Here is a 19,788-nt window from a genome sequence, read left to right as displayed (position 1 = left end):
GTCAGCCGCGCGGGAGGACGGCGGGCGGACGGGGGGCTGGACGGGGGCGGGCCCCAGGGGCTAACGCCCCTCTTGGCGCCGCAGCCGGTCCTGGGTCTGGGTGGCGATGACGGCGGCCTGGATCCGGCGTTCCACGCCCAGCTTGGCCAGCAGGCGGGAGATGTGGTTCTTCACGGTCTTCTCCGCGAGATAGAGCCGCTGGCCGATCTGGCGGTTGGTCAGGCCCTCGCCGATCAGGGCGAGGATCTCCCGCTCGCGGCCGGTCAGACCGGGCAGCGGGTCCGGCTCCTCCTCCTGCCGCTGGTCGTCGCGCAGCCGCGCCATCAGCCGGGTGGTGGCGCTCGGGTCGAGCAGGGACTGCCCGGCGGCGACCGTGCGCACGGCCGACACCAGGTCCGAGCCCTGGATCTGCTTCAGCACATAGCCGGAGGCACCCGCCATGATCGAGTCGAGCAGGGCGTCCTCGTCGTCGAACGAGGTCAGCATCAGACAGGCCAACTCGGGCATGCGGGAGCGCAGTTCCCGACAGACGGTCACTCCGTCGCCGTCGGGCAGGCGGACGTCGAGGACCGCGACCTGCGGACGCAGCGCGGGCACCCGGACCAGCGCCTGCTCCACGGTGGCGGCGTCACCGACCACGGTGATGTCGGGCTCGTCGTTCAGCAGGTCGGACACGCCCCGCCGGACCACCTCGTGGTCGTCCAGCAGGAAGACCCGGATCGGGTCGTCGGGGCCCGGCCGTCCGCCGTCCGCCATCGAATGCTCCTCGTTGTCGTTCTGTTGAGCCGTGGTGCTGGATGACCGTCCACGGCCGACGGGTGGGTACCCGGCAAGGGTGGCACATCGCCCGCACGGCTGCCGTGGGCCGCTCGGACGCGGGCCGGGGCCGAACGGCCCTAGCCGGACCGGGTTCACTGCGATTCGAATGATCTGATCGCACGAAACGCAGACCGGACGAGGGTTCCCGTTCCCTCTCCCACGACTCGTACGGAAACCCACCATGTCCCACGACAACGGCCTCCCGACGACCGCAGGACCGCGCCGGAGCATCGAGCTCGACAGTGCCGAGGCGCTGCGGCTGCTGGGCACTGTGTCCTTCGGCCGGATCGTCTTCACCCAGCACGCGCTGCCGACGATCCGCCCGGTCAACCATGTCCTGGACGGCGGCGACATCGTCATCCGCACCCACGACGGCGCCGCGCTGACCTCCAGGACGCGACAGTCCGGGTCGCCCGGGGTGGTCGTGGCCTACGAGGCCGACGTCATCGATCCGGTCACGCATCTCGGCTGGAGCGTCGTCGTCACGGGCTACGCCCATCTGGTCACCGACGCCGACGAGTTGGCCCGCTACGCGACCATGCTGCACCCGTGGTCGCAGCAGACGATGAACTACGCGGTACGCATCCGCCCGGATCTGGTCACCGGGGTCCGGCTCGCGGCGGCCTGACCCCGGCGCGTCGGCGTCAGGGCGTGGGCACCAGGACGACGGGGCAGTGCGAGCGGTGCAGCAGCGTGTGCGCGACGGGGCCGAGACGGCCGCGGCGGCGGTGGGCGCCGATCACGACGACGGCCGCTTCGCCGGTGGCCTCCAGCAGGGTGCGGGCGGGGCCGGTGCGGACCGTGCGGGCCTCGACGGCGACCGCCGGGTACCGCTCCTGAAGACCGGCGAGGCTGAAGCGCGGTACGGCGCCCTCGGACCGGCCCGTCACCGCGATCTCCCGCTGCCCCGGGCTGGTCGCCGGGATCAGGGAGGGCAGTTCGGGCGTGATGAACCGATGGGCCCAGCAGTGCACGACGTCCAGTCCGACGCCGCGGCGTTCGGCCTCCGCGAAGGCATAGGCGGCGGCCTCGGTGTCCGCGTCGCTCTCCAGCCCGAGCAGCACCCGGCGTGCGCCGTCGCACGGGTGGTCACCACGTACGACCAGCAGGGGGCCGGCCGCATGAGCGGCGAGGCCCAGGCTCACCGAGCGGGCGAGCACCCCGGGAACCGAGCCGAGGCCCCTGGTGCCGACGACGGTAAGAGCCGCGCCCTCGCTCTCCCGCGCGAGCCCGCCCACGGCGCCACCGGTCACGGGCTTCGACGCCACACGCAGAGCGGGATGGCGTGCGTGGACACGGGCGACGGCGGCCCCCAGAACGGGACCGGCCTCGTCCCGGTCGGGTACGGCGTAGACGATCCGCAGCGCCGCCTGACGCCGCGCCGCCTCGTCCGACGCCCAGTCCAGGGCCCGTACGGCGTTCAGGGATCCGTCCACTCCGACGACGACGTACTGGGGAGTCATGGCTCCTCCCTTCCTCTTCGTGCTCCCGATACTCGTCGTGTGCGGGAGCCCGCAGCAGGGGCCGAGGGAACCCGGCTGCCGCCGTACGGCCCATGCCGGACGGGACCGTCGGGCCCGCCCGGCTCAGGAGGGGAGGTGCACGCCGTACAGCGTGCGTCCGCCGACCAGCTGTCGGCCGGTCACCAGTTCCGGCTCGATGCGGACGAAGACCTCGTCCGGCGAGGGCACCCAGGAGCGCGGCCCGCCGCGCTCGAGGCGTGCGGTCTCGGCGGGGTCGGTGACCACGGCGGCGGAGCCGGTGACGACCACGCTCCAGCCGGACTGCGTGGCCGCGTCGACCTCGTCGGCCTCGAAGGCGACCACGGCACCGTCGACGGCCCGCACCAGCTCCGAGTCGGCGGCCGTGCACAGCAGCACCGCGCCGTCGTCGGCCAGGCGGAAGTTGACGGGCAGGACGGCCGGCAGCGCGCGGCGGGTGTGGACGATGCGGCCGACCGGCACCTTGGCGAGCAGGCGCAGGCACTCCCGCCGGTCGAGCTCGCGGAATCCGTCGTTGTGGTTCATGGGTTTGCCCGTCTCTCGGCTGATCGCTTCCGTACGCCCTGCTCCTTCATGCTTCGTCACCGCACCGGGCCGTGCTCAGGGCCATGAGTCCCGGGGCGGCCCGACAACAGCCCTTGTCACACCGTGATACGGCGCCCGCTGACGGCGAGGGACTCGATCCGGATCCACAGCTTGCGCGGGCCGCCCGCCCAGGGCGCGCTGTACGCCTGTTCGTCGAGGCGCCGCACTTCCGCGGGGTCGGTCACCGCCCTGGCGGGCCCGCGGACGAGGACGCTCCAGCCGCTGCTGAAGGCGTCGTCGATACGGTCCACCTCCACGGCCACCTGACGGCCCGCCGCCTGCGCGGGTGTCGATCCCGGGGCGGTCCGGAAGGCGATCGCGCCGTCCACGACCGTGTAGTTGACGGGCACGACGACGGGTCCGGTCTCGGTGGGCACCGCCAGATGCCCCACGCCATGAGTGGCGAGCAGGGCGCGGCACTCGGCCTCCGTGAGCTCGCTGAACTCCGCGTGCCGAGCGGCCCGGCCCGGTCCGGGCGGCAGTTCGACATCGCCGCCCGTCAGCTCCGAGACCGTGGTCCGCAAGGCCCCCGCCAGGCGCATGAGCGCCCCGATACCCGGGGCCGCGACCGGCTGCTCCTCCAGGTAGCGGACATAGCTGGTCGCCATGCCGGCCCGTGCGGCCGTCTCCTCGCGGGAGAGGCCGAGGCGGGTGCGCCGCAGCGTGAGGCGCCGTCCGAGGTCTCCCACGGGCAGGGGCTCGGCCGTGGTCGACGGGGTCGGTTCGGTCATGGCCCGTCGCCTCCTCCTGTTGGCCCCCCGGGCGGATGAACTCCCCCGCCCTCAAGCGTGTGCGGGCGCGCGGGATCCCGCTTGGGCCGGTCGGCCCAGGTCTCGACGCCGGTCGGGGTCGACTGCGCCGGAAGGGCCGGTCGGCCCTTCCGCCACGCCAAGGGCGTCCGATTGCCTCGGAACCATGTCCGACAACCTCACCCGGTCGAAGCCGCCGCTCTCGGAGCACCTCGAGACGGAGGCGACCGTTGTGGCCTTGCGGGGCGAACTCGACCTTCAGGCGGCGCTGGTGCTGACCGCCGGGCTCGATGCGCTGACCGCGGGGCCGTGCCCCGACGTGGTCCTCGATCTGCGGGACGTGTCCTTCGTCGACTGTGCCGGGCTGAACGCGCTGTGCCGGACGAGAGCGCGTGCCCTCGCCCGGCACGGCCGGGTGCGGCTGGTCACGGACGACCCGAGCCTGCTGCGGCTGCTGCGCCTGACGGGTCTGACCGGCGTCTTCGAGCTGTACCCGAGACTGGCTGACGCGCTCGCCGGGTCGAACGCGGCACCGGGCGACTGATCCGTGCACCGCGTCAGTCGATCGCGACACGGGCCGTGCGCCGTGGGGTGGCCGGGCCCTGCGGTCCGTAGCCGAGGCGGACGAGCATCTGGGCGTGGAAGGGTGCGGGGCTCAGGGACTGCCTCAGGTCCGGCCACTCCAGCGCCTGGCTCAGCAGGGACATCCGCAGTCCGCGGGCCGTGGCGAGAAGCAGCACACGCTCCAGGGCCTGCCCGGCGCGCAGCCAGTCGGTGCGGCGGTCGTGCTCGGTGGCCAGCAGGGCGATGACCGGGGCCGGTTCGAAGAGGCGGGCGGGCAGCCGCTCGGGGTGACGCTGCGCGGTGAAGTCGCGCAGGGGCAGCTGTTCCCGGGAGTCCTGCGGGCCGAGCGCCGCCAGGGGAAGGCCGGTGTCGGAGAGGTCGTACGGGTCCTCGCGCACCCAGCGGCGGCTCTCCCGGGCCCGGTCCGGGTCGGCGCGGTTGCGTCGCTCGCCCAGCGTGGTGAGCGCCAGCAGCCGAGCCGTCTGCGCGGTGTCGGGGAAGAGCAGGGACGCGCCCTCCGCCGCGGCCGCCGTCATGAGTTCGGCGCGCAGGGGCGGCTGTGGCCCGCCGGAGAACGGCAGCCGGCTGCTGCGCCTGCGCCAGACGGCCGCGTACAGCTCGTCGTCGGCCGGCTGGAGGTCCCCGGTACGGGCCTCGGTGGGCCGCACGGTGGCCAGCAGCCCCGGATCCCCGGGCGAGGGCAGCAGTCGGGTGTCGGCCGTCCAGCCGAAGTGCGCCATCGCGACCCGGAGGTTGAGCACGCACGCTCCGACCGACACGTGCAGGGCGCGTGCGTCGGGGTCGGCGAACCGCAGTCCCCGGGCGGGAGCGGCGCGGACGTGGAAGGTGACGGTCTCGGGGTCCAGTCGGAAGCGCCAGGGCTGGGAGTTGTACAGCGAGGGGGCGGCGACGGCCGCCGCGACACAGGTCTCCAGGACCGTGGCGTCAAGGATCGTGCTGCTCATGGTGCCCTCCTCCCGCCGAAGCGGTGCTGTCCTTCGAGGGTGGGCACCCGGGCCCCGGCGTGTGAGAGGCCGTTGGTCCCCGGCCGAGGTCCGACGGTCCGCATGTCTCCGGCGTCGCGCAGCGCCGGGTCCGGGTCGGCGGAAGGGCTGAACGGCCCCCGCGCACCGCCCGGTTGGGCCCGACCGGACCACCGGTCCCACCCCCTCGGCCCCTGCCGTCCGCCGGGCCGCCGATGGCACGTTCGATGCAGCGACGACGGGGAGGTGCGGACCGATGGATGGCACGCGATGCGCGAAGGTGCGGCTGTGGCGCTGGCGGAGCAATCCGCTGCGGCGCCGCGAGGACATCGTCGAGGCGTGGATCGTGCTGGCCGTCTGGGTGGCCGTGCTCGTGGGCGGCACCCTGGCCGGGCTGGTGACGGCCCACGCCGCCGACCGGGCGTTCGCCGAGCAGCGCGGGGACCGCCACCCGACCCGGGCGGTGCTGCTGGCCGACGTCCCCAAGGCGGCGGGTTCGGCCGGACCGGCGAGCGGACATGCCCTGGCCGAGGTCCGCTGGACGGCCGACGACGGCACCGCGCGGACGGACAAGACCCTGGTGGCCAGGGGCCAGCAGGCCGGTGCCGAGATCGTGGTGTGGCTGGACGGCCGAGGCGCTCTGGCCATCGAGCCGATGAGTCCTGGTGAGGCCTCGGTGGAGTCCGCCGCCCTCGGATCGGCCGCCGCGCTGGCCTTCACGGGCGTGGTGTTCGGCGTGGGCACGGTGGCCCGCTGGCGGCTGGACCGGCGGCGCGTGGCGCGCTGGGGTTCGGAGTGGGAGCTGGTGGAGCCCGAGTGGCGGCGCAAGACCGGCTGACGGTGCCGCCGGTCAGTCGCCCCGGTACAGGGCGGTGAGGAGTTCCACCGCCGCCTGGGTGGCGGGGTGCGGATCGTCCCGCCACCAGGCGAGCCGTACCGCGATGGGCTCGGTGTCCCGCACCGGACGGTAGACCACTCCGGGGCGCGGGTACTGGTGCGCGGTCGCCTCCGCGGTCATGCCGACGCACCGCCCGGTGGCGATCACGGTGAGCCAGTCGTCGACGTCGTGGGTCTCCTCGGTGGCGGGCCTGGCGCCGGGCGGCCACAGTTCGGCGGTGGTGGTGCCGGTGCGGCGGTCGACGAGCAGGGTCCGTCCGGCGAGATCGGCGAGCCGCACCGAGCGCCGCCGGGCCAGCGGGTCGTCGCCGGCGACGGCGCACAGCCGCCGCTCCAGACCGACGAGGGCCGAGTCGAAGCGACGGTCGTCCGGTGGCCGTCGGACGACGGACAGATCGCAGGCGCCCTCGGCGAGACCCGCGGTGGGCGAGTTGACGCGGACCAGCTGGAGATCGGTCCCGGCGTGTGCCGCGGCCCAGCGGCGCTGGAACGCCGAGGTGTGCCGGCCGAGGGCGGCCCAGGCGTATCCGATGCGCAGCCGCTCATGGCCGGAAGTGGCCTCCCGTACCAGGTCGTCCACCTCGCCGAGCACCCGGCGGGCGTGGGCCAGCACCCGCAGCCCGGCCCCCGTCGGGGTCACCTCCCGGGACGTGCGGCGCAACAGCCGTACGCCCAGGGCGCGTTCGAGAGAGGCGAGGGTGCGTGAGACGGCGGCCTGGGAGACGCCGAGCGCGATGGCCGCGTCGGTGAAGCCGCCCTCGTCGACGATCGCGACCAGGCAGCGCAGCTGTCGGAGCTCCACATCCATGACTCAAGCGTATAGATGGACCGGCCGGTGCATTTTGCGTATGCATGACGGGACCTCACCATGCTGGCATGCGCGCCCGAACCGCACCCGCAGCCGCCCCCGAAGTCCTCGCCGTACGGCCCGACTCCCCCCACGTCGGCCTCGCCGGGGTGGCCACGATGCTCGGCAGCGGACTGGCCAACCAGACCGGTGCCGCGATCGGCTCGCTCGCCTTCCCGGTGCTCGGCCCGGTCGGCGTCGTCGCGGTACGCCAGTACGTGGCCGCCGTGGTCCTGCTGGCCGTCGGCAGGCCCCGGCTGCGCGCCTTCACCTGGCGGCAGTGGTGGCCGGTCATGCTGCTGGCCGTCGTGTTCGGCACCATGAATCTGTCGCTGTACACCGCGATCGACCGGATCGGCCTGGGTCTCGCGGTGACCCTGGAGTTCCTCGGCCCGCTCGCCATCGCGCTGGCCGGCTCACGACGGCGGGTGGACGCCCTGTACTCGCTGCTCGCCGCCGCGGGCGTGGTGGTTTTGATGCGGCCGCAGCCCTCCGCGGACTACGTCGGCATGGCCCTGGGGCTGCTGGCCGCCGCCTGCTGGGCGTCGTACATCCTGCTGAACCGGACCGTCGGACAGCGCGTCCCGGGCGCGCAGGGGTCGGGGGCCGCGGCGGCGCTGTCCGCCCTGCTGTTCCTCCCGGTCGGCGTCGTGCTCGCGGTACGGCAGCCGCCGACGGCCGGGGCCGTCGCCTGCGCCGTCGCGGCCGGGATCCTCTCCTCCGCCGTCCCCTACCTCGCGGACGTCTTCACCTTGCGGCACGTCCCGGCGCGGGCCTTCGGGCTCTTCATGAGCGTCAACCCCGTCCTCGCCGCGCTCGTCGGCCTCGTCGGCCTGGGCCAGGGCCTGGGCTGGGTGGAGTGGGGCGGCATCGGGGCGATCGTCGCGGCCAATGCGCTCGCCCTTCGGCACCGGGCGTCCGACGATGGAATCGGATAAGTGTGAAGGGGGTGCCTCGTGCACTGCTACGAATGCGCGCTGGAGGACACGGCCACGCCCGCGATCGCGGTGTGCATGCGCTGTGGCTGCGCGGTGTGTCTGAAGCATGCCAAGGTCGCCGAACGGCTCGTGCACCACGATGCCGGCCTCGGCCAGACCTACGGACCGCGCCCGGCCCGGCGTGTGACGTGTCCGACCTGCCATGACGCCGAGGCGTTCGAGGTACGCCACGCCGGTTGAGCCGTCAGATCGACCAGCCCACCGTCGGCCGGTACACCGCCTCGGGTTCGGTCGTCTCCCTGGACGCGATGTCCTGCGTGGCGGCGCGCACCAGCTGCCCCGCGATGTCGTGCAGGGCACGGCCGGCCGCCAGCTCGTCCCCGATCTCCGGCACGTCCGTGTCGGCGGGGTTGCGGTGCGCGGTCCCACTGCCGGTGAGCGACGTGCTCCCGGTGTCCAGGACGACCCGGGCCTTGGTGGTTCCCTCCTCCTCGACGAGGTAGAGGTGAACCGTCCATTCCGCGATGTGGGACATCGTGTCCTCCTCGGCTCGACAGCGACGGCCGCCGGATGCGGTGCCGTACCCGCGGCCCACGCCCCTTCCATCGTGGAACCACGGCCGCTCCTGCGCACGAGGCCGGAGGTCCTCGCCAACGGCCGGTCAGCCCTTCCCGTCGTCGAAGCTGGCGAAGTACGCGGCGGCCATGTCCTCGTCGCCGTGGCCCTGGGCGGCGGCCCGCTCCAGCCGGGCGGCGCCCGCGGCGGCGACGTCGAGGCGGACCCCGCCCCGCTCGCCCGCCTCGACGATCAGCCGGGCGTCCTTGGCGGCGGTGGAGACGGCGAACTGGGCCGGGGAGAGCCGCTCTTCGAGGATCAGCCCGGACTTGGCGCGCAGATAGCCCATGTCGAGCGGGCCGCCCGCGATGAGGTCGAAGAAGTGCTGCGGGTCGACGCCGAGGGCGCCGGAGAGGGCGAGGGTCTCCCCCGCCGCGGCCGTGGCCGCGATGACCCAGCTGTTGGCGACCAGCTTCAGCCGGGTGGCGCTGCCCGCGCCACCGTCGTCGCCGGTCCACACGGTGCGGGCGCCGACGGCGTCGAAGACGGGCGTGACCTTCTCCCGCCCCTCGGCGGGACCGGCGGCCAGCACGGTGAGCTGACCGGCCTCGGCGGGCTGCCGGGTGCCGAGCACGGGGGCGTCGTAGAAGGCGAGTCGATGGTCGCGGGCGAAGTCGGCGAGGCCGGGGAGCGCGTCGAGGCCCGCGGTGGTCGACTGCACCCAGGCCATGCCGGGGCGCAGCGCGGGCTCGGCCTGGCGCATGACGTCCAGGGCGGCGGGACCGTCGTGCAGGATGGTCAGTACGACATCGGCGTCCCGCACGGCCTCGGCGGGGCTCCCCGCGACGAGCGCGCCGTCGGCGGTGAGCGGTTCGGCCTTGGCTCGGGTGCGGTTCCAGGCGCGCACCGGGTGTCCGGCGCGGGCGATGTTGCGGGCCATCGCGGCCCCCATGATCCCGGTGCCCAGCACCGCGACGGTGAGCTTGTCGGTCATGACGTCCGCCTTCCTGTTCTGCTGCTGCGGGTGGCCCAGGTCCGGTGGTCGCCGTTCAGTCGGCGGTGTCGCCGCGCAGGACCAGGTCGAGCAGGCCGGGAAAGCGCGCCTCGAACTCCTCCCGCCGCAGCCGGTTCACCCGCTTGGGGCCCTCGTCCCGCTGCTCGACCAGGCCGGCGCCGCGCAGCACCGAGAAGTGGTGGCTGAGCGCGGCCTTGCCGACCGGCACGTCGAAGCTGCCGCAACTGCGCGTCCAGTCGGCGGAGCCCGCCAGCTCCCGGATGAGCGTCATACGCACCGGGTCGGCGACCGCGGACAGCGCGGTCTGGACCGAGACGTCCTCGGGATCCGTGTGCACGGGTGCGGCGCGATGACTGCCGCCGACCGCCTGGTTCGCCATGCCCGCTCCTCTGGCCGCTTGCCGAGTGTTCGATCCGTATCTTACAGTCCGAGTGTTCGTTTCTCATTGAACACTTGTCGAGCCGAAGGATGCGGTCAACCATGCGCGCAGTCGAGTTCCAGGAGTACGGCGATCCCGAGGTGCTGAAGGTCGTCACGGCCGAGGTCCCCGAGCCGGGGCCGGGGCAGGTGACCATCGACGCCGCGTATGTGGGCGTGAACTTCGCGGACGTCAAGGCCCGCGCGGAGGGGTACCGGGTCGACTCGCTGCCGTACCGGCCGGGCCTTGAGGTCTCCGGGCGGATCCGCGCGGTGGGCGACGGCGTGCCGGACCTGCGCCCGGGGCAGGAGGTCGCGGCCCTCGTCGGCGGCGGCGCGTACGCGGAGGTGGTCCTCGCCGACCACACCACGGTCTTCCCGCTCCCCGAGGGCCTGGACCTGCCCACGGCGGCCACGCTGCCCACCGTCGTGCCGACCGTGCACGCCCTGCTGCACGAGGTGGGGCGGCTGCGCGCCGGGGAGACGGTGCTGGTGCACGGCGCCGCGGGCGGTATCGGCACGGTGGCCGGGCAGCTGGCCCGGGCGGCGGGTGCCGGAGCGGTGTACGGGGTCGCCTCGTCGGCGGGCAAGGCCGAGTACGCCCTCAAACACGGCTACGACGAGGTGTTCACCGCCGACTCCTTCCCCGAGGAGGTCCGGCGCGCGACCGGCGGCCGGGGCGTGGACCTCGTCCTGGACCCGGTGGGCGGCGAGACCCTGCGCCGCGGCCTGGACGCGCTGGCCGTCTTCGGGCGCCTGGTGTCGTTCGGCAACGCGAGCGGGGCCGAGCCGTGGCGCGTCGGGCAGCCCGAACTCTACGCCGAGGGCCGGTCCGTCGCGGGCTTCTCCATCCTGACCCTCGCCCAGTCGGCACCGGACGCCCTGCGGGCGCTCGCCGAGCGGGCCTTCCGTACGGTGACCGACGGCACCGTGCGCCTGCCCGTCACCGCGGAGTTCCCGCTGTCGGACGCGGCCGGGGCGCACCGCCTGCTGGGCGGGCGCTCGTCGACGGGGAAGTTGGTGCTGCGGGTGGCGGACTGACCGGGCGCTCTCTCAGTCCTCGTCCAGCTTGGAAACCACCCGCTCGGAGATCTCGGCCAGGGTCCTGAGCTCCGCGGGGGTCACGTGGTCGAGGAACAGTGAGCGCACCGCCTCCACATGGAGCGGGGCGGCCGCCTCGATCGCCGCGCGGCCCGCGTCCGTGATGACCACGAAGGCCCCGCGCCCGTCCTCCGGGCACTCCTGACGGACCACCATCCCCCGGGAGACCATCCGGGCGATGTGGTGGGACATCCGGCTCTTCTCCCATTCGAGCGCCCGGCTCAGGTCCTGGTAGCGCTGGCGCCCTTCGGGTACGTCCGTCAGATGGACCAGGACGGCGAAGTCGGCCGCCGACACGTTCGACTCCGACTGGAGCAAGCGCGCCAAGCGGCCCCCGAGCCGCTCCTGGAGCCGGATGAAGTTCCGCCAGGCGTGCTGCTCCTCGGGCGTCAGCCACCGCACCTTCTCTGCCATACAGGAAGTGTATGCAAAGTTGACGAATCACCTAGCAGAGTCGTCCGGGCGAATCACCTAGCCGATGGCCGGATCCGAGCCGTCCAGCGGCTGTTCCGTCCAGATGGTCTTGCCCGTCTGCCCGTACCGGCAGCCCCACCGCGAGGTGAGCTGAGCCACCAGGAACAAACCCCGTCCCCCCTCGTCGGTGCTGCCCGCCTGCCGCAGCCGCGGCTGGGTGTTGCCGGGGTCGGTGACCTCACAGACCAGGACGTCCTCCCGGATGAGGCGCAGCCCCACCGGGCCGCCCGCGTAGCGGACGGCATTGGTGACCAGTTCGCTCACCACGAGTTCGGTGGTGAAGGAGAGCTCGTCGAGCCCCCACGCGGCCAGCTGCCGGGTGATCTTCTCCCGGGCCTCGGCCACGATCCTCAGATCGGCCGGGAAGTCCCAGCTGGCGATGTGATCCCCCTGCACGGCACGCGTGCGCGTCAGCAGCAGCGTGACGTCCTCACCCCTCGGCAGCTCGCCCAGGTCACCGAGGACGGCGCGGCCCGTGTCGCGCAGCGGGGTACGGCTGCGCGCGCGGAGGCTGTCCGTCAGCCGGCGCAGGCCCGCGTCGAGGTCGCGGTCCCCGCCGATGACCAGGCCCTTGGTGTGCAGGGCGATGAGGCTGCCGGGCTCGACCTCGACCGTGGTGACCTCGAACGGCATGCCGCCCACCCCCAGCGGCGGTCCGGGCGAGATACGGATCTCCTGCTCGGTGCCGTCGGGGCGGACGACGACCGGCGGCAGCTGACCGGCGCTGGCGATCATGCACTGACAGGTCACCGGGTCGTAGACGACGTACAGACAGGCCGCGGTGACGGTGTCCCGGATTTCCGCCGGCACCTCGGCCGCCAGGCGCTGGACGAGTGCGTCGAGGCGGGTGAGCAGTTCGCCGGGGTCCGGTTCGAGGTCGGCGAGCGTGTGGATGGCGGCGCGCAGACGTCCCATCGCGACTGTGGCGCGCAGGCCGCGGCCCGCGACGTCGCCGACGACGAGCGCGAGCCGCAGGGAGGGCAGCGGGATGGCGTCGAACCAGTCGCCGCCGATCTCGGCCCCGCCGCCGGCGGGCCGGTAGAGCCCGGCGGTCTCGGCGGCCGGGGTGTCGGTGGTCGCCCGGGGCAGCAGGCTCTGCTGGAGTGCGACGGCCGCGCGGTGCTCGCGGGTGTAGCGACGGGCGTTGTCGATGGCGAGGGCGCCTCGGGAGGCGATCTGGGTCACCAGGTCGGTGTCCTCGCGGGTGAACGGTTCCGGATCCGCCACCCGCCAGACCTGGAGGTCGCCGAGCATCGACCCGCGCGCGTACAGCGGCGCGATCATCAGCGAGTGCCAGGCCTCGGGCAGCAGGGCCTCGGCCGCCGACCGGTCGCCCAGGACGGCCAGGAGTTCGTCGCGGGTCATGACGATCGTCTTGCCGCGCTGGAGAGTGCGCAGGGACGGGTGATCGGGGAGCGGCGGGAGGGCGTCCCCTTTTCGGACCCGGCCCGGCCATTGCCCGGTGGCGGAAGCCACGGCACGCAGATGGAGGTCCCCGCCACCGGACCGGTGCGGGGGTTCGTCACCGGTCAGCACCGCCTCCGCCAGATCGACGATCCCGAGGTCCCCGATGCCGGGCACGATCGTCTCGGCCAGCTCCTGCGCGGTGCGCGCGACGTCCAGCGAGCCACCGACCCGGATCGCGGCCTCCCGGAGCAGGTCCAGGTGCGAACGGGCCCGCTGCGCCCCGGTCGCGTAGGTGAAGAACGCGGCGACGCCCATCGGGCGCCCGTCCTCGTCCTCCAGCCGCACGGCGGACATCCGCAGAAACCGTTCCCGGCCGGGGGCCAGCGGCGACCGCATCCGCTTCTCGCCGCCGATCAGCGGAGCACCGGACTCGAGCACCTGGCGCAGCGAGGCCTCGATGTCGTCGGCGTCCTCCGGTACGAGGAAGTCCCGCAGCCTGGCGCCGGGCGGGACCGGAGCGCCGCCGGGCATCGCCGGAAGGCCGCCTGCGTGCAGAAGGGCCAGGTCCGGGCCGTGGACGACGACGCCGATCGCGTCCTGGGAGAAGAGCGCGCGTACGAGCGAGGCGCCCAGGTCCTCGGCACCGGCCCGCCGGTTCGGCGCGGCCACCACCAGCGACTCGGCGGATTCCGCCAGCCGGAACGCCCGGTAGGCGACCTCCACGGCGCCGCCCTGGCGCCGGTTCAGCCGCACGCTGCCGCGGGCGGGCGGGCATGCCCCGCCGGACCCGTCGGCGAGGAGGTCCCGAACCGGGCGCCCGCAGACCTCCGTCGCGTCGTAGCCGAGGAGCTCCGCCGCCGCCCGGGACCACCGCACCACCGTGCCCTCTCCGTCGAGCACGGCGGTGACGAGGGCGTCGAAGGCGGCTGAGCCGGGGCCGACATGGCTGCTGGCAGCACTCATGGCACTCCTCGCTCGGCTCGGCACGTCGCGTGTGCTCCGCCGGGAGACAGTTCCCATTATCAACGGCAAGGCTCCCGGATGTGCGCCAGGAGCCTCCGCGCACGTGACCTTCCACGTCCCAGGGCAGATACTGCCGAAAGCGGTCCGGAAGCTGTCTGCCCAGCTCACCAGGAGGTACCCATGCGCATGCTGATCAACGTGCCGGAGACCGTCGTCGCGGACGCGCTGCGGGGTCTTGCGGCCGCCCACCCGGAGCTCACCGTGGACGTGGAGAACCGGGTGATCGTACGGCGGGACGCGCCCGTCGCCGGGAAGGTCGCCCTGGTCTCCGGTGGCGGTTCGGGGCATGAGCCGCTGCACGGCGGATTCGTGGGGCCCGGGATGCTCTCGGCGGCCTGTCCGGGCGAGGTGTTCACCTCTCCGGTGCCCGACCAGATGGTGCGTGCCGCGGCGGCCGTGGACAGCGGTGCGGGCGTGCTGTTCATCGTGAAGAACTACACCGGCGACGTCCTCAACTTCGACATGGCCGCCGAACTCGCCGAGGACGAGGGCATCCAGGTGGCGAAGGTCCTCGTCGACGACGACGTGGCGGTCACGGACAGTCTGTACACGGCCGGGCGCCGGGGCACGGGCGCGACCCTGTTCGTGGAGAAGATCGCGGGCGCGGCGGCCGACGAAGGCATGCCGTTGGAGCGGGTGGAGGCGATCGCCCGTCAGGTGAACGAGAACTCCCGCAGCTTCGGTGTGGCGCTCAGCGCGTGCACCACCTACGCGAAGGGCAGCCCCACCTTCGATCTGCCCTCCGGCGAGCTGGAGTTGGGCATCGGCATCCACGGCGAGCCCGGTCGTGAGCGGCGGGCCATGATGACTTCGGGGGAGATCGCCGACTTCGCGGTGAACGCGGTCCTGGAGGACAGGCTGCCGCGCAATCCGGTGCTGGTCCTGGTCAACGGCATGGGCGCGACCCCGCTGTTGGAGCTGTACGGCTTCAACGCCGAGGTGCAGCGGGTGCTCGGCGACCGTGGTGTGGCCGTCGCCCGCACTCTCGTCGGCAATTACGTCACGTCCCTCGACATGGCCGGCGCCTCGGTCACCCTGTGCGAGATCGACGAGGAGCTGCTGCGCCTGTGGGACGCGCCGGTGCGGACGGCCGGGCTGCGCTGGGGCATGTGAGCGGGCGGTGCCCGGGTGTCAACGTACCTACCACGCAAGGAGATTCCGTGCTCGACGCCGACTTCTTCCGCCGCTGGATGACCGCGACCGCCGCGTCCGTGGAACGTGAGGCGGACCGGCTCACCGCCCTGGACTCGCCGATCGGGGACGCCGACCACGGCAGCAATCTGCTGCGCGGCTTCCGTGCCGTGAGCGCGGTCCTGGACAAGGAGCCCCCGGACACTCCCGGAGCGGTTCTCGTCCTCTCCGGACGGCAGTTGATCTCGACCGTGGGCGGCGCCTCGGGGCCGCTGTACGGGACGCTGCTGCGGCGTACCGGCAAGGCCCTCGGGGAGGCCGCCGAGGTCGACGAGGAACAGTTCGCGACGGCGTTCCGCACCGGAGTCGAGGCGGTGATGACGCTCGGTGGCGCGGCGCCGGGCGACAAGACCATGATCGACGCGCTGTTGCCTGCGGTGGACGCGCTGGACGCGGGTTTCGGCGCGGCGCGGGCCGCCGCCGAGGAGGGGGCGCTGGCCACGATTCCGCTCCAGGCACGCAAGGGGCGGGCGAGCTATCTCGGCGAGCGCAGCATCGGGCACCAGGATCCGGGGGCGACCTCGGCGGCCCTGCTGGTCGCGGCACTGGCGGAGGCGAACGGTGAGTGACGACAAGCCGGTCGGGATCGTGCTGGTGTCGCACAGCGCCCAAGTGGCCGACTCGGTAGCCGAGTTGGCGAAGGGCCTTGCGGGCGGCGGGACTTCGGTCCCGGTGGCTGCCGCGGGCGGGACCGAGGGCGGCGGTCTCGGCACCAGTTCCGAGCTGATCGCCGCCGCGGCGGCGGCCGTGGACCGGGGCGCCGGAGTGGCCGTCCTCACCGACCTCGGCAGCGCGGTCCTCACCGTGAAGGCCCTGCTGGCCGAGGGAGACGAACTCCCCGACAACACCCACCTGGTGGACGCCCCCTTCGTCGAGGGCGCGGTGGCCGCGGTCGTCACGGCCTCGACCGGAGCCGACCTCGCGACGGTGGAGGCAGCAGCAGCGGAGGCGTACACCTACCGCAAGGTCTAGGCGAGCCCCCGCGCCGCCAGTTCCAGCGCTGTCCTCAGCGCGCTCTCCAGTCCGGCCCTCGTCGCCGCCGCGTCGGGGGCCGGGTCGGCGGTGTGCCAGGCGTGGTGTTCGACCGCGGCGCGGAGGGCCGCGTTGAACATGGCGGCCTGGATCGCCGGTCGCAGGTCGTCGGCGGGGAGCGCGGCGCGTTCGGCGAGGGCGCGGGCGAAGGCCGGTTCGGCCTCGTCGTAGGTCTGGAGCCAGACGGCGCGCAGGCCGGGTTCGGTGCGGGTGAGGCGGACCAGCGCGCCCACCGTGGTGCGCTCGGGGCCCTGGGCGAGACCGTGGTCGGCCAGGAGGCCGTGGTCGAAGATCTCCTCGAGGGGCTCGCCCGGCCGCCAGTGGCGCAGGCACTCGGCGATCGCGTCGATGCCCGCCGAGAACAGCGGCTGTACGCAGCTCTCCTTGCTCGGGAAATAGCGCCACACGGTCCGCGCCGAGACGCCGACCGCCTGCCCGATCTGCTCGCCCGTCGTCGCCGTCACGCCCTGCTCGACGAACAGGTCGACCGCGGCCCGGGCGATCTCCAGCCGGATCTCGGCCTTGCGCTGCTCGGTCAGCGGCGGTCGCCCGGTGCGGGCGCGGGCTGCGGTCATCTCGTCCTCCGGTCCGGTGATCGCTCTTCCGGAATTCTCCATCACGGCCACGCCGGGCTCACCGCCACGACCGAACTTTATGTCACTCACAGACATTAAGTCGGTAGAGTGGGCGCCCACAGGGCACTCGGCCCTGGTACCCGTGCGAGGAGCAGCTCATGGCCGACGGAACCGACGGACGCAGCGTCATCGTCACCGGAGCGGGCTCGGGCATCGGCCGGGCGACCGCGCTGGCCTTCGCCGCCACGGGCGACCGGGTCGTGGTGGCGGACCTCAACGCCGAGGGCGCGGAGGCCGTGGTCAAGCAGATCGAGGAGGCGGGCGGCACCGCGGTCGCGGTCACCGGCGATCTGAGTGAGCAGTCGGTCGTCGACGAGGTGGCGGCCACCGCCGTGGAGCGCTTCGGCGGGGTGGACGTGCTGGTCAACAACGCCGGGATCATGGACCGCATGTCCGCGCTCGCGGATGTGAGCGACGCGGAGTGGGAGCGAGTCATCCGGGTCAACCTCACCGCTCCGTTCCAGCTCACCCGGGCCGTACTGCCGCACATGCTGGCCGCCGGCAAGGGCGCGATCGTGAACACCGCCTCCGAGGCCGGTCTGCGGGGAAGCGCCGCGGGCGCCGCGTACACCGCCTCCAAGCACGGCATCGTGGGCCTGACGAAGAATCTCGCGGTGATGTACCGGGGTCAGGGCATCCGCGCCAACGCCATCGCGCCCGGCGGCACCATGACCGGCATCGTCGTCGACGCCGAGCAGGGCGCGCACGGCCCGACGGCGCTCGGTCCGCACTTCGTCAACGTCGGGCGGCTCGCCCAGCCGGAGGAGCAGGCCGCGGCCATCGTGTTCCTGGCCTCGGACGCGGCGAGCAACATCAACGGCGTGGTGCTGCCGGTGGACGACGGCTGGTCGGCCGTCTGACGGGAATCCGAGCCGCCGGCGCAGCCTCTCAGCGGGTGCGCAGGAGCCTTTGGGCCAACCGCTCCCCCATCGCGCCCGCGGCCTCGCGGTCCTCGATCGGCTCCACCCGGGTGTCCTTGAAGACGATGTAGGTGACGCCGGAGTCGGTGCCGCCGCCGTGCGGGTCGGGATGGATCCCGAGCTCCTCGGCGGCGGCGTAGGAGGCCTCGCCGATGAGGTCGTGCGGTCCCACGTCGCCGACGACCGCATAGCGCACCCGGTCCTCGTGGACGAGGGCGACCACCGAGCCGCCGCGGATGCCGTGGTCCCGGTAGTCCCAGAGGCCGCTCGGGGCGGGCACGACGACATACGGGAGGCGTTCGGCGTCCAGATAGCCGCCGTCGGACTGCTGGAAGGCGGTGGCGTCGCTGAAGTAGGGGTCGGTCCGGCCGTTGCACCGGGGGCCCGGGCGCCCGTCGCAGTCGATGTCCAGGTCCGCCTTCCAGAAGACGGCGTCCCGGGTGCCGCAGACCGGGACCGTCGGCGCCTCGCCGTCGTCGGTGCGGAAGCGGCCCCGGGAGATCTGGGCGCAGTCGCGCACCCTGGCCAGCAGGTCGGCCGCGCGGACCTCGCCCAGGGACCGGACCGCGGGCCACTCCCCGGACCGCGGCTCGGCGGTGGGCAGCGCGGTCGGGGCGAGCAGGGCGGCGCTTGCCGCGACCAGCGTGAGCGAGCGGACACGCACGATAAGGGACCCTCTCGAACGGGGCACTGACGGACACTCAGCCCAATCTGGTGTCTGGTCGATCATGCGGCCACCGTTCGAGGGCCAGACGGGGTGCACGCACCCGTGGCGCAGACGGCACGGACGAAGAACGTCCGGCAGCGGCCGGGAGTCCGAGCCGGCGAACGGCCCGTACTCCCGGCCGCGCACGGCCGGCGCGGGATCAGCGACGACAGCGGTCCGCGCCACCGGCATGAACTCCCACACCCTCATGGGGAGTTCAGCCGTGAGGGGGTCAGCATACGTAACCCGTCCGAACGGTCACCAACGACCTCCCTCTTGATGTGATCGCGTCAGTCGCGCCATATTGGTCCGGACCATTGCCGCGCCGGTGGGACGGACTCCGTCGCGGCGCCCTCTCCCGGGAGGCCGACTCGTGCGACGCGTTCCCGTTCCCGCCCGCCCGCACCGGCTCGCCGTGCTCTGCGGCGCGCTCGCCCTGGTCGCGTCCTGCGGCTGGCAGGGCCAGGCCGACGAGGGCCCGCTGCCCGGCATACCGCGGGGCGTCACGGCCGAGGCGGGCAGCGCGACCAGCGTCCATGTGATGTGGAACGCGGTGGCGGACCCCGACATCGACGGCTACGAGGTGTATCGCGGCACCACCAAGGTCAAGGACGTCCCGGGTGCCGAGCACATGGTGGACGTCATCAGGCTCCGCCCCTCGACGACGTACGTCTTCACCGTGCGGGCCCGCGACACCGACGGCCGCGTCGGGCCGCCCAGCCAGGAGGTCCGCGCCACGACTCCCGCGGCGGGCCCCGCGGACCGGGCCGCCCCGACCTCACCGGGCTCCGCGCGGGGACGCGCCGTGGGCAGCCGGTCGGTGCAGCTGTCCTGGTCCGCGGCGAAGGACGACCGGGGTGTGGTGTCGTACGACATCCATCAGGGCGGTACGAAGATCCACAGTGTGGGCGGGAACCAGACGGCGACCGTGGTCACGGGACTGCGGCCGGGGACCCGTTACTCCTTCACAGTCCGGGCGCGGGACGCGGCCGACAACGTCTCGCCCGCCGGCGCCCCGGTCCGGCTCACCACTCCGGGCACCGACGACGGCCGCGGCACGGCGCCGACCGACTTCCGTGCCACGACCCACCGCGACGACACGGACGGGGCCTACTACATCGACCTGCGCTGGGTCCCGCCGCGCACCGACGGCGTGGTCACGGAGTATCAGGTCCACCTCGACGGAAAGGCCGCCACGTCGGTGGTATACGGCGGTGACGCGCCGCGCGAGCGGGCCACGTACAGCTTCTACGCGGGCACCGAGAACGGCGTCCGGCATCGGGTGCGGCTGCGCGCCCTGCTGCCCGACGGGACCTGGGGCGGGTTCTCGGCGGAGCGGACGGTCACCACGGGGGACGCGGGCCGGTGAGACGGCTCCGGCCACCGGAGTGGGCCGGACGTGGGAATCGTTCACCTGCCCGGGGGCGG

The 19,788-nt window shown here is 73.5% G+C and carries 24 protein-coding genes; 11 read left to right on the top strand and 13 right to left on the bottom strand.

Going from position 1 to position 19,788, the window contains the following annotated elements; all coding sequences use genetic code 11:
* Nucleotides 1-60 precede the first annotated feature (60 nt).
* Complete coding sequence (locus tag BN159_RS40175) at nucleotides 61-756, bottom strand: response regulator (RefSeq protein ID WP_015662811.1); 696 nt, start codon at nucleotides 754-756, stop codon at nucleotides 61-63.
* 244 nt (nucleotides 757-1,000) lie between these two features.
* Between BN159_RS40175 and BN159_RS40170 the strand changes: the two genes are divergently transcribed.
* On the top strand, nucleotides 1,001-1,447 hold the full coding sequence (locus BN159_RS40170) for a pyridoxamine 5'-phosphate oxidase family protein (RefSeq protein ID WP_015662810.1): 447 nt from the start codon (nucleotides 1,001-1,003) through the stop codon (nucleotides 1,445-1,447).
* A 16-nt stretch (nucleotides 1,448-1,463) separates the two neighbouring features.
* Here BN159_RS40170 and BN159_RS40165 read toward each other — a convergent pair whose 3' ends face one another.
* From BN159_RS40165 to BN159_RS40155, 3 genes are all read right to left on the bottom strand, one after another.
* Nucleotides 1,464-2,282 (bottom strand): universal stress protein, encoded by an 819-nt coding sequence (locus BN159_RS40165; protein ID WP_015662809.1) that lies wholly within the window; start codon nucleotides 2,280-2,282, stop codon nucleotides 1,464-1,466.
* A gap of 123 nt (nucleotides 2,283-2,405) precedes the next feature.
* Entirely contained in the window at nucleotides 2,406-2,846 is a 441-nt protein-coding gene (locus BN159_RS40160; RefSeq protein ID WP_015662808.1) for a pyridoxamine 5'-phosphate oxidase family protein, read from the bottom strand.
* Nucleotides 2,847-2,962: 116 nt separating this feature from the next.
* Nucleotides 2,963-3,637, bottom strand: coding sequence for a pyridoxamine 5'-phosphate oxidase family protein (locus BN159_RS40155; protein ID WP_015662807.1), 675 nt, complete (start codon nucleotides 3,635-3,637; stop codon nucleotides 2,963-2,965).
* 184 nt (nucleotides 3,638-3,821) lie between these two features.
* Between BN159_RS40155 and BN159_RS40150 the strand changes: the two genes are divergently transcribed.
* Nucleotides 3,822-4,199, top strand: coding sequence for an STAS domain-containing protein (locus tag BN159_RS40150; RefSeq protein WP_015662806.1), 378 nt, complete (start codon nucleotides 3,822-3,824; stop codon nucleotides 4,197-4,199).
* A gap of 13 nt (nucleotides 4,200-4,212) precedes the next feature.
* On the opposite strand, the gene BN159_RS40145 is transcribed toward BN159_RS40150, so the two are convergent.
* The gene (locus BN159_RS40145) at nucleotides 4,213-5,184 is read right to left on the bottom strand and encodes an Acg family FMN-binding oxidoreductase (protein ID WP_015662805.1); all 972 of its coding nucleotides are present in this window, start codon (nucleotides 5,182-5,184) and stop codon (nucleotides 4,213-4,215) included.
* 274 nt (nucleotides 5,185-5,458) lie between these two features.
* Between BN159_RS40145 and BN159_RS40140 the strand changes: the two genes are divergently transcribed.
* Complete coding sequence (locus BN159_RS40140; protein WP_015662804.1) at nucleotides 5,459-6,040, top strand: Rv1733c family protein; 582 nt, start codon at nucleotides 5,459-5,461, stop codon at nucleotides 6,038-6,040.
* Nucleotides 6,041-6,052: 12 nt separating this feature from the next.
* Here BN159_RS40140 and BN159_RS40135 read toward each other — a convergent pair whose 3' ends face one another.
* Entirely contained in the window at nucleotides 6,053-6,907 is an 855-nt protein-coding gene (locus BN159_RS40135) for a LysR family transcriptional regulator (RefSeq protein WP_015662803.1), read from the bottom strand.
* Between the two features lie 68 nt (nucleotides 6,908-6,975).
* On the opposite strand from BN159_RS40135, the gene BN159_RS40130 reads away from it, so the two are divergent.
* Together BN159_RS40130 and BN159_RS40125 are read left to right on the top strand one after the other, a co-directional pair.
* A complete protein-coding gene (locus BN159_RS40130) occupies nucleotides 6,976-7,884 on the top strand; it encodes an EamA family transporter (protein WP_015662802.1) in 909 nt (302 codons plus the stop codon).
* Between the two features lie 18 nt (nucleotides 7,885-7,902).
* Nucleotides 7,903-8,124 carry a DUF2180 family protein gene (locus BN159_RS40125; RefSeq protein WP_015662801.1) on the top strand — a complete coding sequence of 74 codons (222 nt, stop codon included), beginning with the start codon at nucleotides 7,903-7,905 and terminating at the stop codon, nucleotides 8,122-8,124.
* 4 nt (nucleotides 8,125-8,128) lie between these two features.
* Here BN159_RS40125 and BN159_RS40120 read toward each other — a convergent pair whose 3' ends face one another.
* The 3 genes from BN159_RS40120 to BN159_RS40110 form a co-directional block, all read right to left on the bottom strand.
* Nucleotides 8,129-8,419: a DUF1876 domain-containing protein gene (locus tag BN159_RS40120; RefSeq protein ID WP_015662800.1), complete on the bottom strand. Its 291-nt coding sequence runs from the start codon at nucleotides 8,417-8,419 to the stop codon at nucleotides 8,129-8,131.
* Between the two features lie 126 nt (nucleotides 8,420-8,545).
* On the bottom strand, nucleotides 8,546-9,433 hold the full coding sequence (locus BN159_RS40115; protein ID WP_015662799.1) for an NAD(P)-dependent oxidoreductase: 888 nt from the start codon (nucleotides 9,431-9,433) through the stop codon (nucleotides 8,546-8,548).
* 55 nt (nucleotides 9,434-9,488) lie between these two features.
* On the bottom strand, nucleotides 9,489-9,833 hold the full coding sequence (locus tag BN159_RS40110; protein WP_015662798.1) for an ArsR/SmtB family transcription factor: 345 nt from the start codon (nucleotides 9,831-9,833) through the stop codon (nucleotides 9,489-9,491).
* Nucleotides 9,834-9,934: 101 nt separating this feature from the next.
* On the opposite strand from BN159_RS40110, the gene BN159_RS40105 reads away from it, so the two are divergent.
* Nucleotides 9,935-10,912 (top strand): quinone oxidoreductase family protein, encoded by a 978-nt coding sequence (locus BN159_RS40105; RefSeq protein WP_041820491.1) that lies wholly within the window; start codon nucleotides 9,935-9,937, stop codon nucleotides 10,910-10,912.
* A 12-nt stretch (nucleotides 10,913-10,924) separates the two neighbouring features.
* Here BN159_RS40105 and BN159_RS40100 read toward each other — a convergent pair whose 3' ends face one another.
* Nucleotides 10,925-11,386: a MarR family winged helix-turn-helix transcriptional regulator gene (locus BN159_RS40100; protein ID WP_015662796.1), complete on the bottom strand. Its 462-nt coding sequence runs from the start codon at nucleotides 11,384-11,386 to the stop codon at nucleotides 10,925-10,927.
* Nucleotides 11,387-11,443: 57 nt separating this feature from the next.
* Nucleotides 11,444-13,816 (bottom strand): SpoIIE family protein phosphatase, encoded by a 2,373-nt coding sequence (locus BN159_RS40095; protein ID WP_015662795.1) that lies wholly within the window; start codon nucleotides 13,814-13,816, stop codon nucleotides 11,444-11,446.
* A 180-nt stretch (nucleotides 13,817-13,996) separates the two neighbouring features.
* Between BN159_RS40095 and dhaK the strand changes: the two genes are divergently transcribed.
* The 3 genes from dhaK to BN159_RS40080 are packed head-to-tail and all read left to right on the top strand — an operon-like array spanning nucleotide 13,997 to nucleotide 16,039.
* Nucleotides 13,997-14,989 carry a dihydroxyacetone kinase subunit DhaK gene (gene dhaK, locus BN159_RS40090; protein WP_015662794.1) on the top strand — a complete coding sequence of 331 codons (993 nt, stop codon included), beginning with the start codon at nucleotides 13,997-13,999 and terminating at the stop codon, nucleotides 14,987-14,989.
* A 47-nt stretch (nucleotides 14,990-15,036) separates the two neighbouring features.
* A complete protein-coding gene (gene dhaL / locus BN159_RS40085) occupies nucleotides 15,037-15,636 on the top strand; it encodes a dihydroxyacetone kinase subunit DhaL (RefSeq protein WP_015662793.1) in 600 nt (199 codons plus the stop codon).
* On the top strand, nucleotides 15,629-16,039 hold the full coding sequence (locus BN159_RS40080; protein WP_015662792.1) for a PTS-dependent dihydroxyacetone kinase phosphotransferase subunit DhaM: 411 nt from the start codon (nucleotides 15,629-15,631) through the stop codon (nucleotides 16,037-16,039). The genes dhaL and BN159_RS40080 overlap by 8 nt, the downstream gene beginning before the upstream one ends.
* Here BN159_RS40080 and BN159_RS40075 read toward each other — a convergent pair.
* Entirely contained in the window at nucleotides 16,036-16,674 is a 639-nt protein-coding gene (locus BN159_RS40075; RefSeq protein WP_015662791.1) for a TetR/AcrR family transcriptional regulator, read from the bottom strand. The genes BN159_RS40080 and BN159_RS40075 overlap by 4 nt on opposite strands.
* Before the next feature lie 158 nt (nucleotides 16,675-16,832).
* Here BN159_RS40075 and BN159_RS40070 point away from each other — a divergent pair, with 158 nt between their 5' ends.
* Nucleotides 16,833-17,594: an SDR family NAD(P)-dependent oxidoreductase gene (locus tag BN159_RS40070; protein ID WP_015662790.1), complete on the top strand. Its 762-nt coding sequence runs from the start codon at nucleotides 16,833-16,835 to the stop codon at nucleotides 17,592-17,594.
* A gap of 28 nt (nucleotides 17,595-17,622) precedes the next feature.
* On the opposite strand, the gene BN159_RS40065 is transcribed toward BN159_RS40070, so the two are convergent.
* Nucleotides 17,623-18,318 carry a glycoside hydrolase family 75 protein gene (locus BN159_RS40065; protein ID WP_015662789.1) on the bottom strand — a complete coding sequence of 232 codons (696 nt, stop codon included), beginning with the start codon at nucleotides 18,316-18,318 and terminating at the stop codon, nucleotides 17,623-17,625.
* A 415-nt stretch (nucleotides 18,319-18,733) separates the two neighbouring features.
* Here BN159_RS40065 and BN159_RS40060 point away from each other — a divergent pair, with 415 nt between their 5' ends.
* Nucleotides 18,734-19,729: a fibronectin type III domain-containing protein gene (locus BN159_RS40060; protein WP_015662788.1), complete on the top strand. Its 996-nt coding sequence runs from the start codon at nucleotides 18,734-18,736 to the stop codon at nucleotides 19,727-19,729.
* The last annotated feature ends 59 nt before the right edge of the window (nucleotides 19,730-19,788 follow it).

This window comes from Streptomyces davaonensis JCM 4913, from assembly GCF_000349325.1.
Lineage (GTDB): Bacteria > Actinomycetota > Actinomycetes > Streptomycetales > Streptomycetaceae > Streptomyces > Streptomyces davaonensis.
This window is presented reverse-complemented; position numbering and strand designations above follow the sequence as displayed.

Excerpts from the sequence above, each read along its gene's own strand:
- BN159_RS40175 (WP_015662811.1), bottom strand. The coding sequence starts at position 756 with ATGGCGGACGGCGGACGGCCGGGCCCCGACGACCCGATCCGGGTCTTC.
- BN159_RS40170 (WP_015662810.1), top strand. The coding sequence starts at position 1,001 with ATGTCCCACGACAACGGCCTCCCGACGACCGCAGGACCGCGCCGGAGC.
- BN159_RS40165 (WP_015662809.1), bottom strand. The coding sequence starts at position 2,282 with ATGACTCCCCAGTACGTCGTCGTCGGAGTGGACGGATCCCTGAACGCC.
- BN159_RS40160 (WP_015662808.1), bottom strand. The coding sequence starts at position 2,846 with ATGAACCACAACGACGGATTCCGCGAGCTCGACCGGCGGGAGTGCCTG.
- BN159_RS40155 (WP_015662807.1), bottom strand. The coding sequence starts at position 3,637 with ATGACCGAACCGACCCCGTCGACCACGGCCGAGCCCCTGCCCGTGGGA.
- BN159_RS40150 (WP_015662806.1), top strand. The coding sequence starts at position 3,822 with ATGTCCGACAACCTCACCCGGTCGAAGCCGCCGCTCTCGGAGCACCTC.
- BN159_RS40145 (WP_015662805.1), bottom strand. The coding sequence starts at position 5,184 with ATGAGCAGCACGATCCTTGACGCCACGGTCCTGGAGACCTGTGTCGCG.
- BN159_RS40140 (WP_015662804.1), top strand. The coding sequence starts at position 5,459 with ATGGATGGCACGCGATGCGCGAAGGTGCGGCTGTGGCGCTGGCGGAGC.
- BN159_RS40135 (WP_015662803.1), bottom strand. The coding sequence starts at position 6,907 with ATGGATGTGGAGCTCCGACAGCTGCGCTGCCTGGTCGCGATCGTCGAC.
- BN159_RS40130 (WP_015662802.1), top strand. The coding sequence starts at position 6,976 with ATGCGCGCCCGAACCGCACCCGCAGCCGCCCCCGAAGTCCTCGCCGTA.
- BN159_RS40120 (WP_015662800.1), bottom strand. The coding sequence starts at position 8,419 with ATGTCCCACATCGCGGAATGGACGGTTCACCTCTACCTCGTCGAGGAG.
- BN159_RS40115 (WP_015662799.1), bottom strand. The coding sequence starts at position 9,433 with ATGACCGACAAGCTCACCGTCGCGGTGCTGGGCACCGGGATCATGGGG.
- BN159_RS40110 (WP_015662798.1), bottom strand. The coding sequence starts at position 9,833 with ATGGCGAACCAGGCGGTCGGCGGCAGTCATCGCGCCGCACCCGTGCAC.
- BN159_RS40105 (WP_041820491.1), top strand. The coding sequence starts at position 9,935 with ATGCGCGCAGTCGAGTTCCAGGAGTACGGCGATCCCGAGGTGCTGAAG.
- BN159_RS40100 (WP_015662796.1), bottom strand. The coding sequence starts at position 11,386 with ATGGCAGAGAAGGTGCGGTGGCTGACGCCCGAGGAGCAGCACGCCTGG.
- BN159_RS40095 (WP_015662795.1), bottom strand. The coding sequence starts at position 13,816 with ATGAGTGCTGCCAGCAGCCATGTCGGCCCCGGCTCAGCCGCCTTCGAC.
- dhaK (WP_015662794.1), top strand. The coding sequence starts at position 13,997 with ATGCGCATGCTGATCAACGTGCCGGAGACCGTCGTCGCGGACGCGCTG.
- BN159_RS40075 (WP_015662791.1), bottom strand. The coding sequence starts at position 16,674 with ATGACCGCAGCCCGCGCCCGCACCGGGCGACCGCCGCTGACCGAGCAG.
- BN159_RS40070 (WP_015662790.1), top strand. The coding sequence starts at position 16,833 with ATGGCCGACGGAACCGACGGACGCAGCGTCATCGTCACCGGAGCGGGC.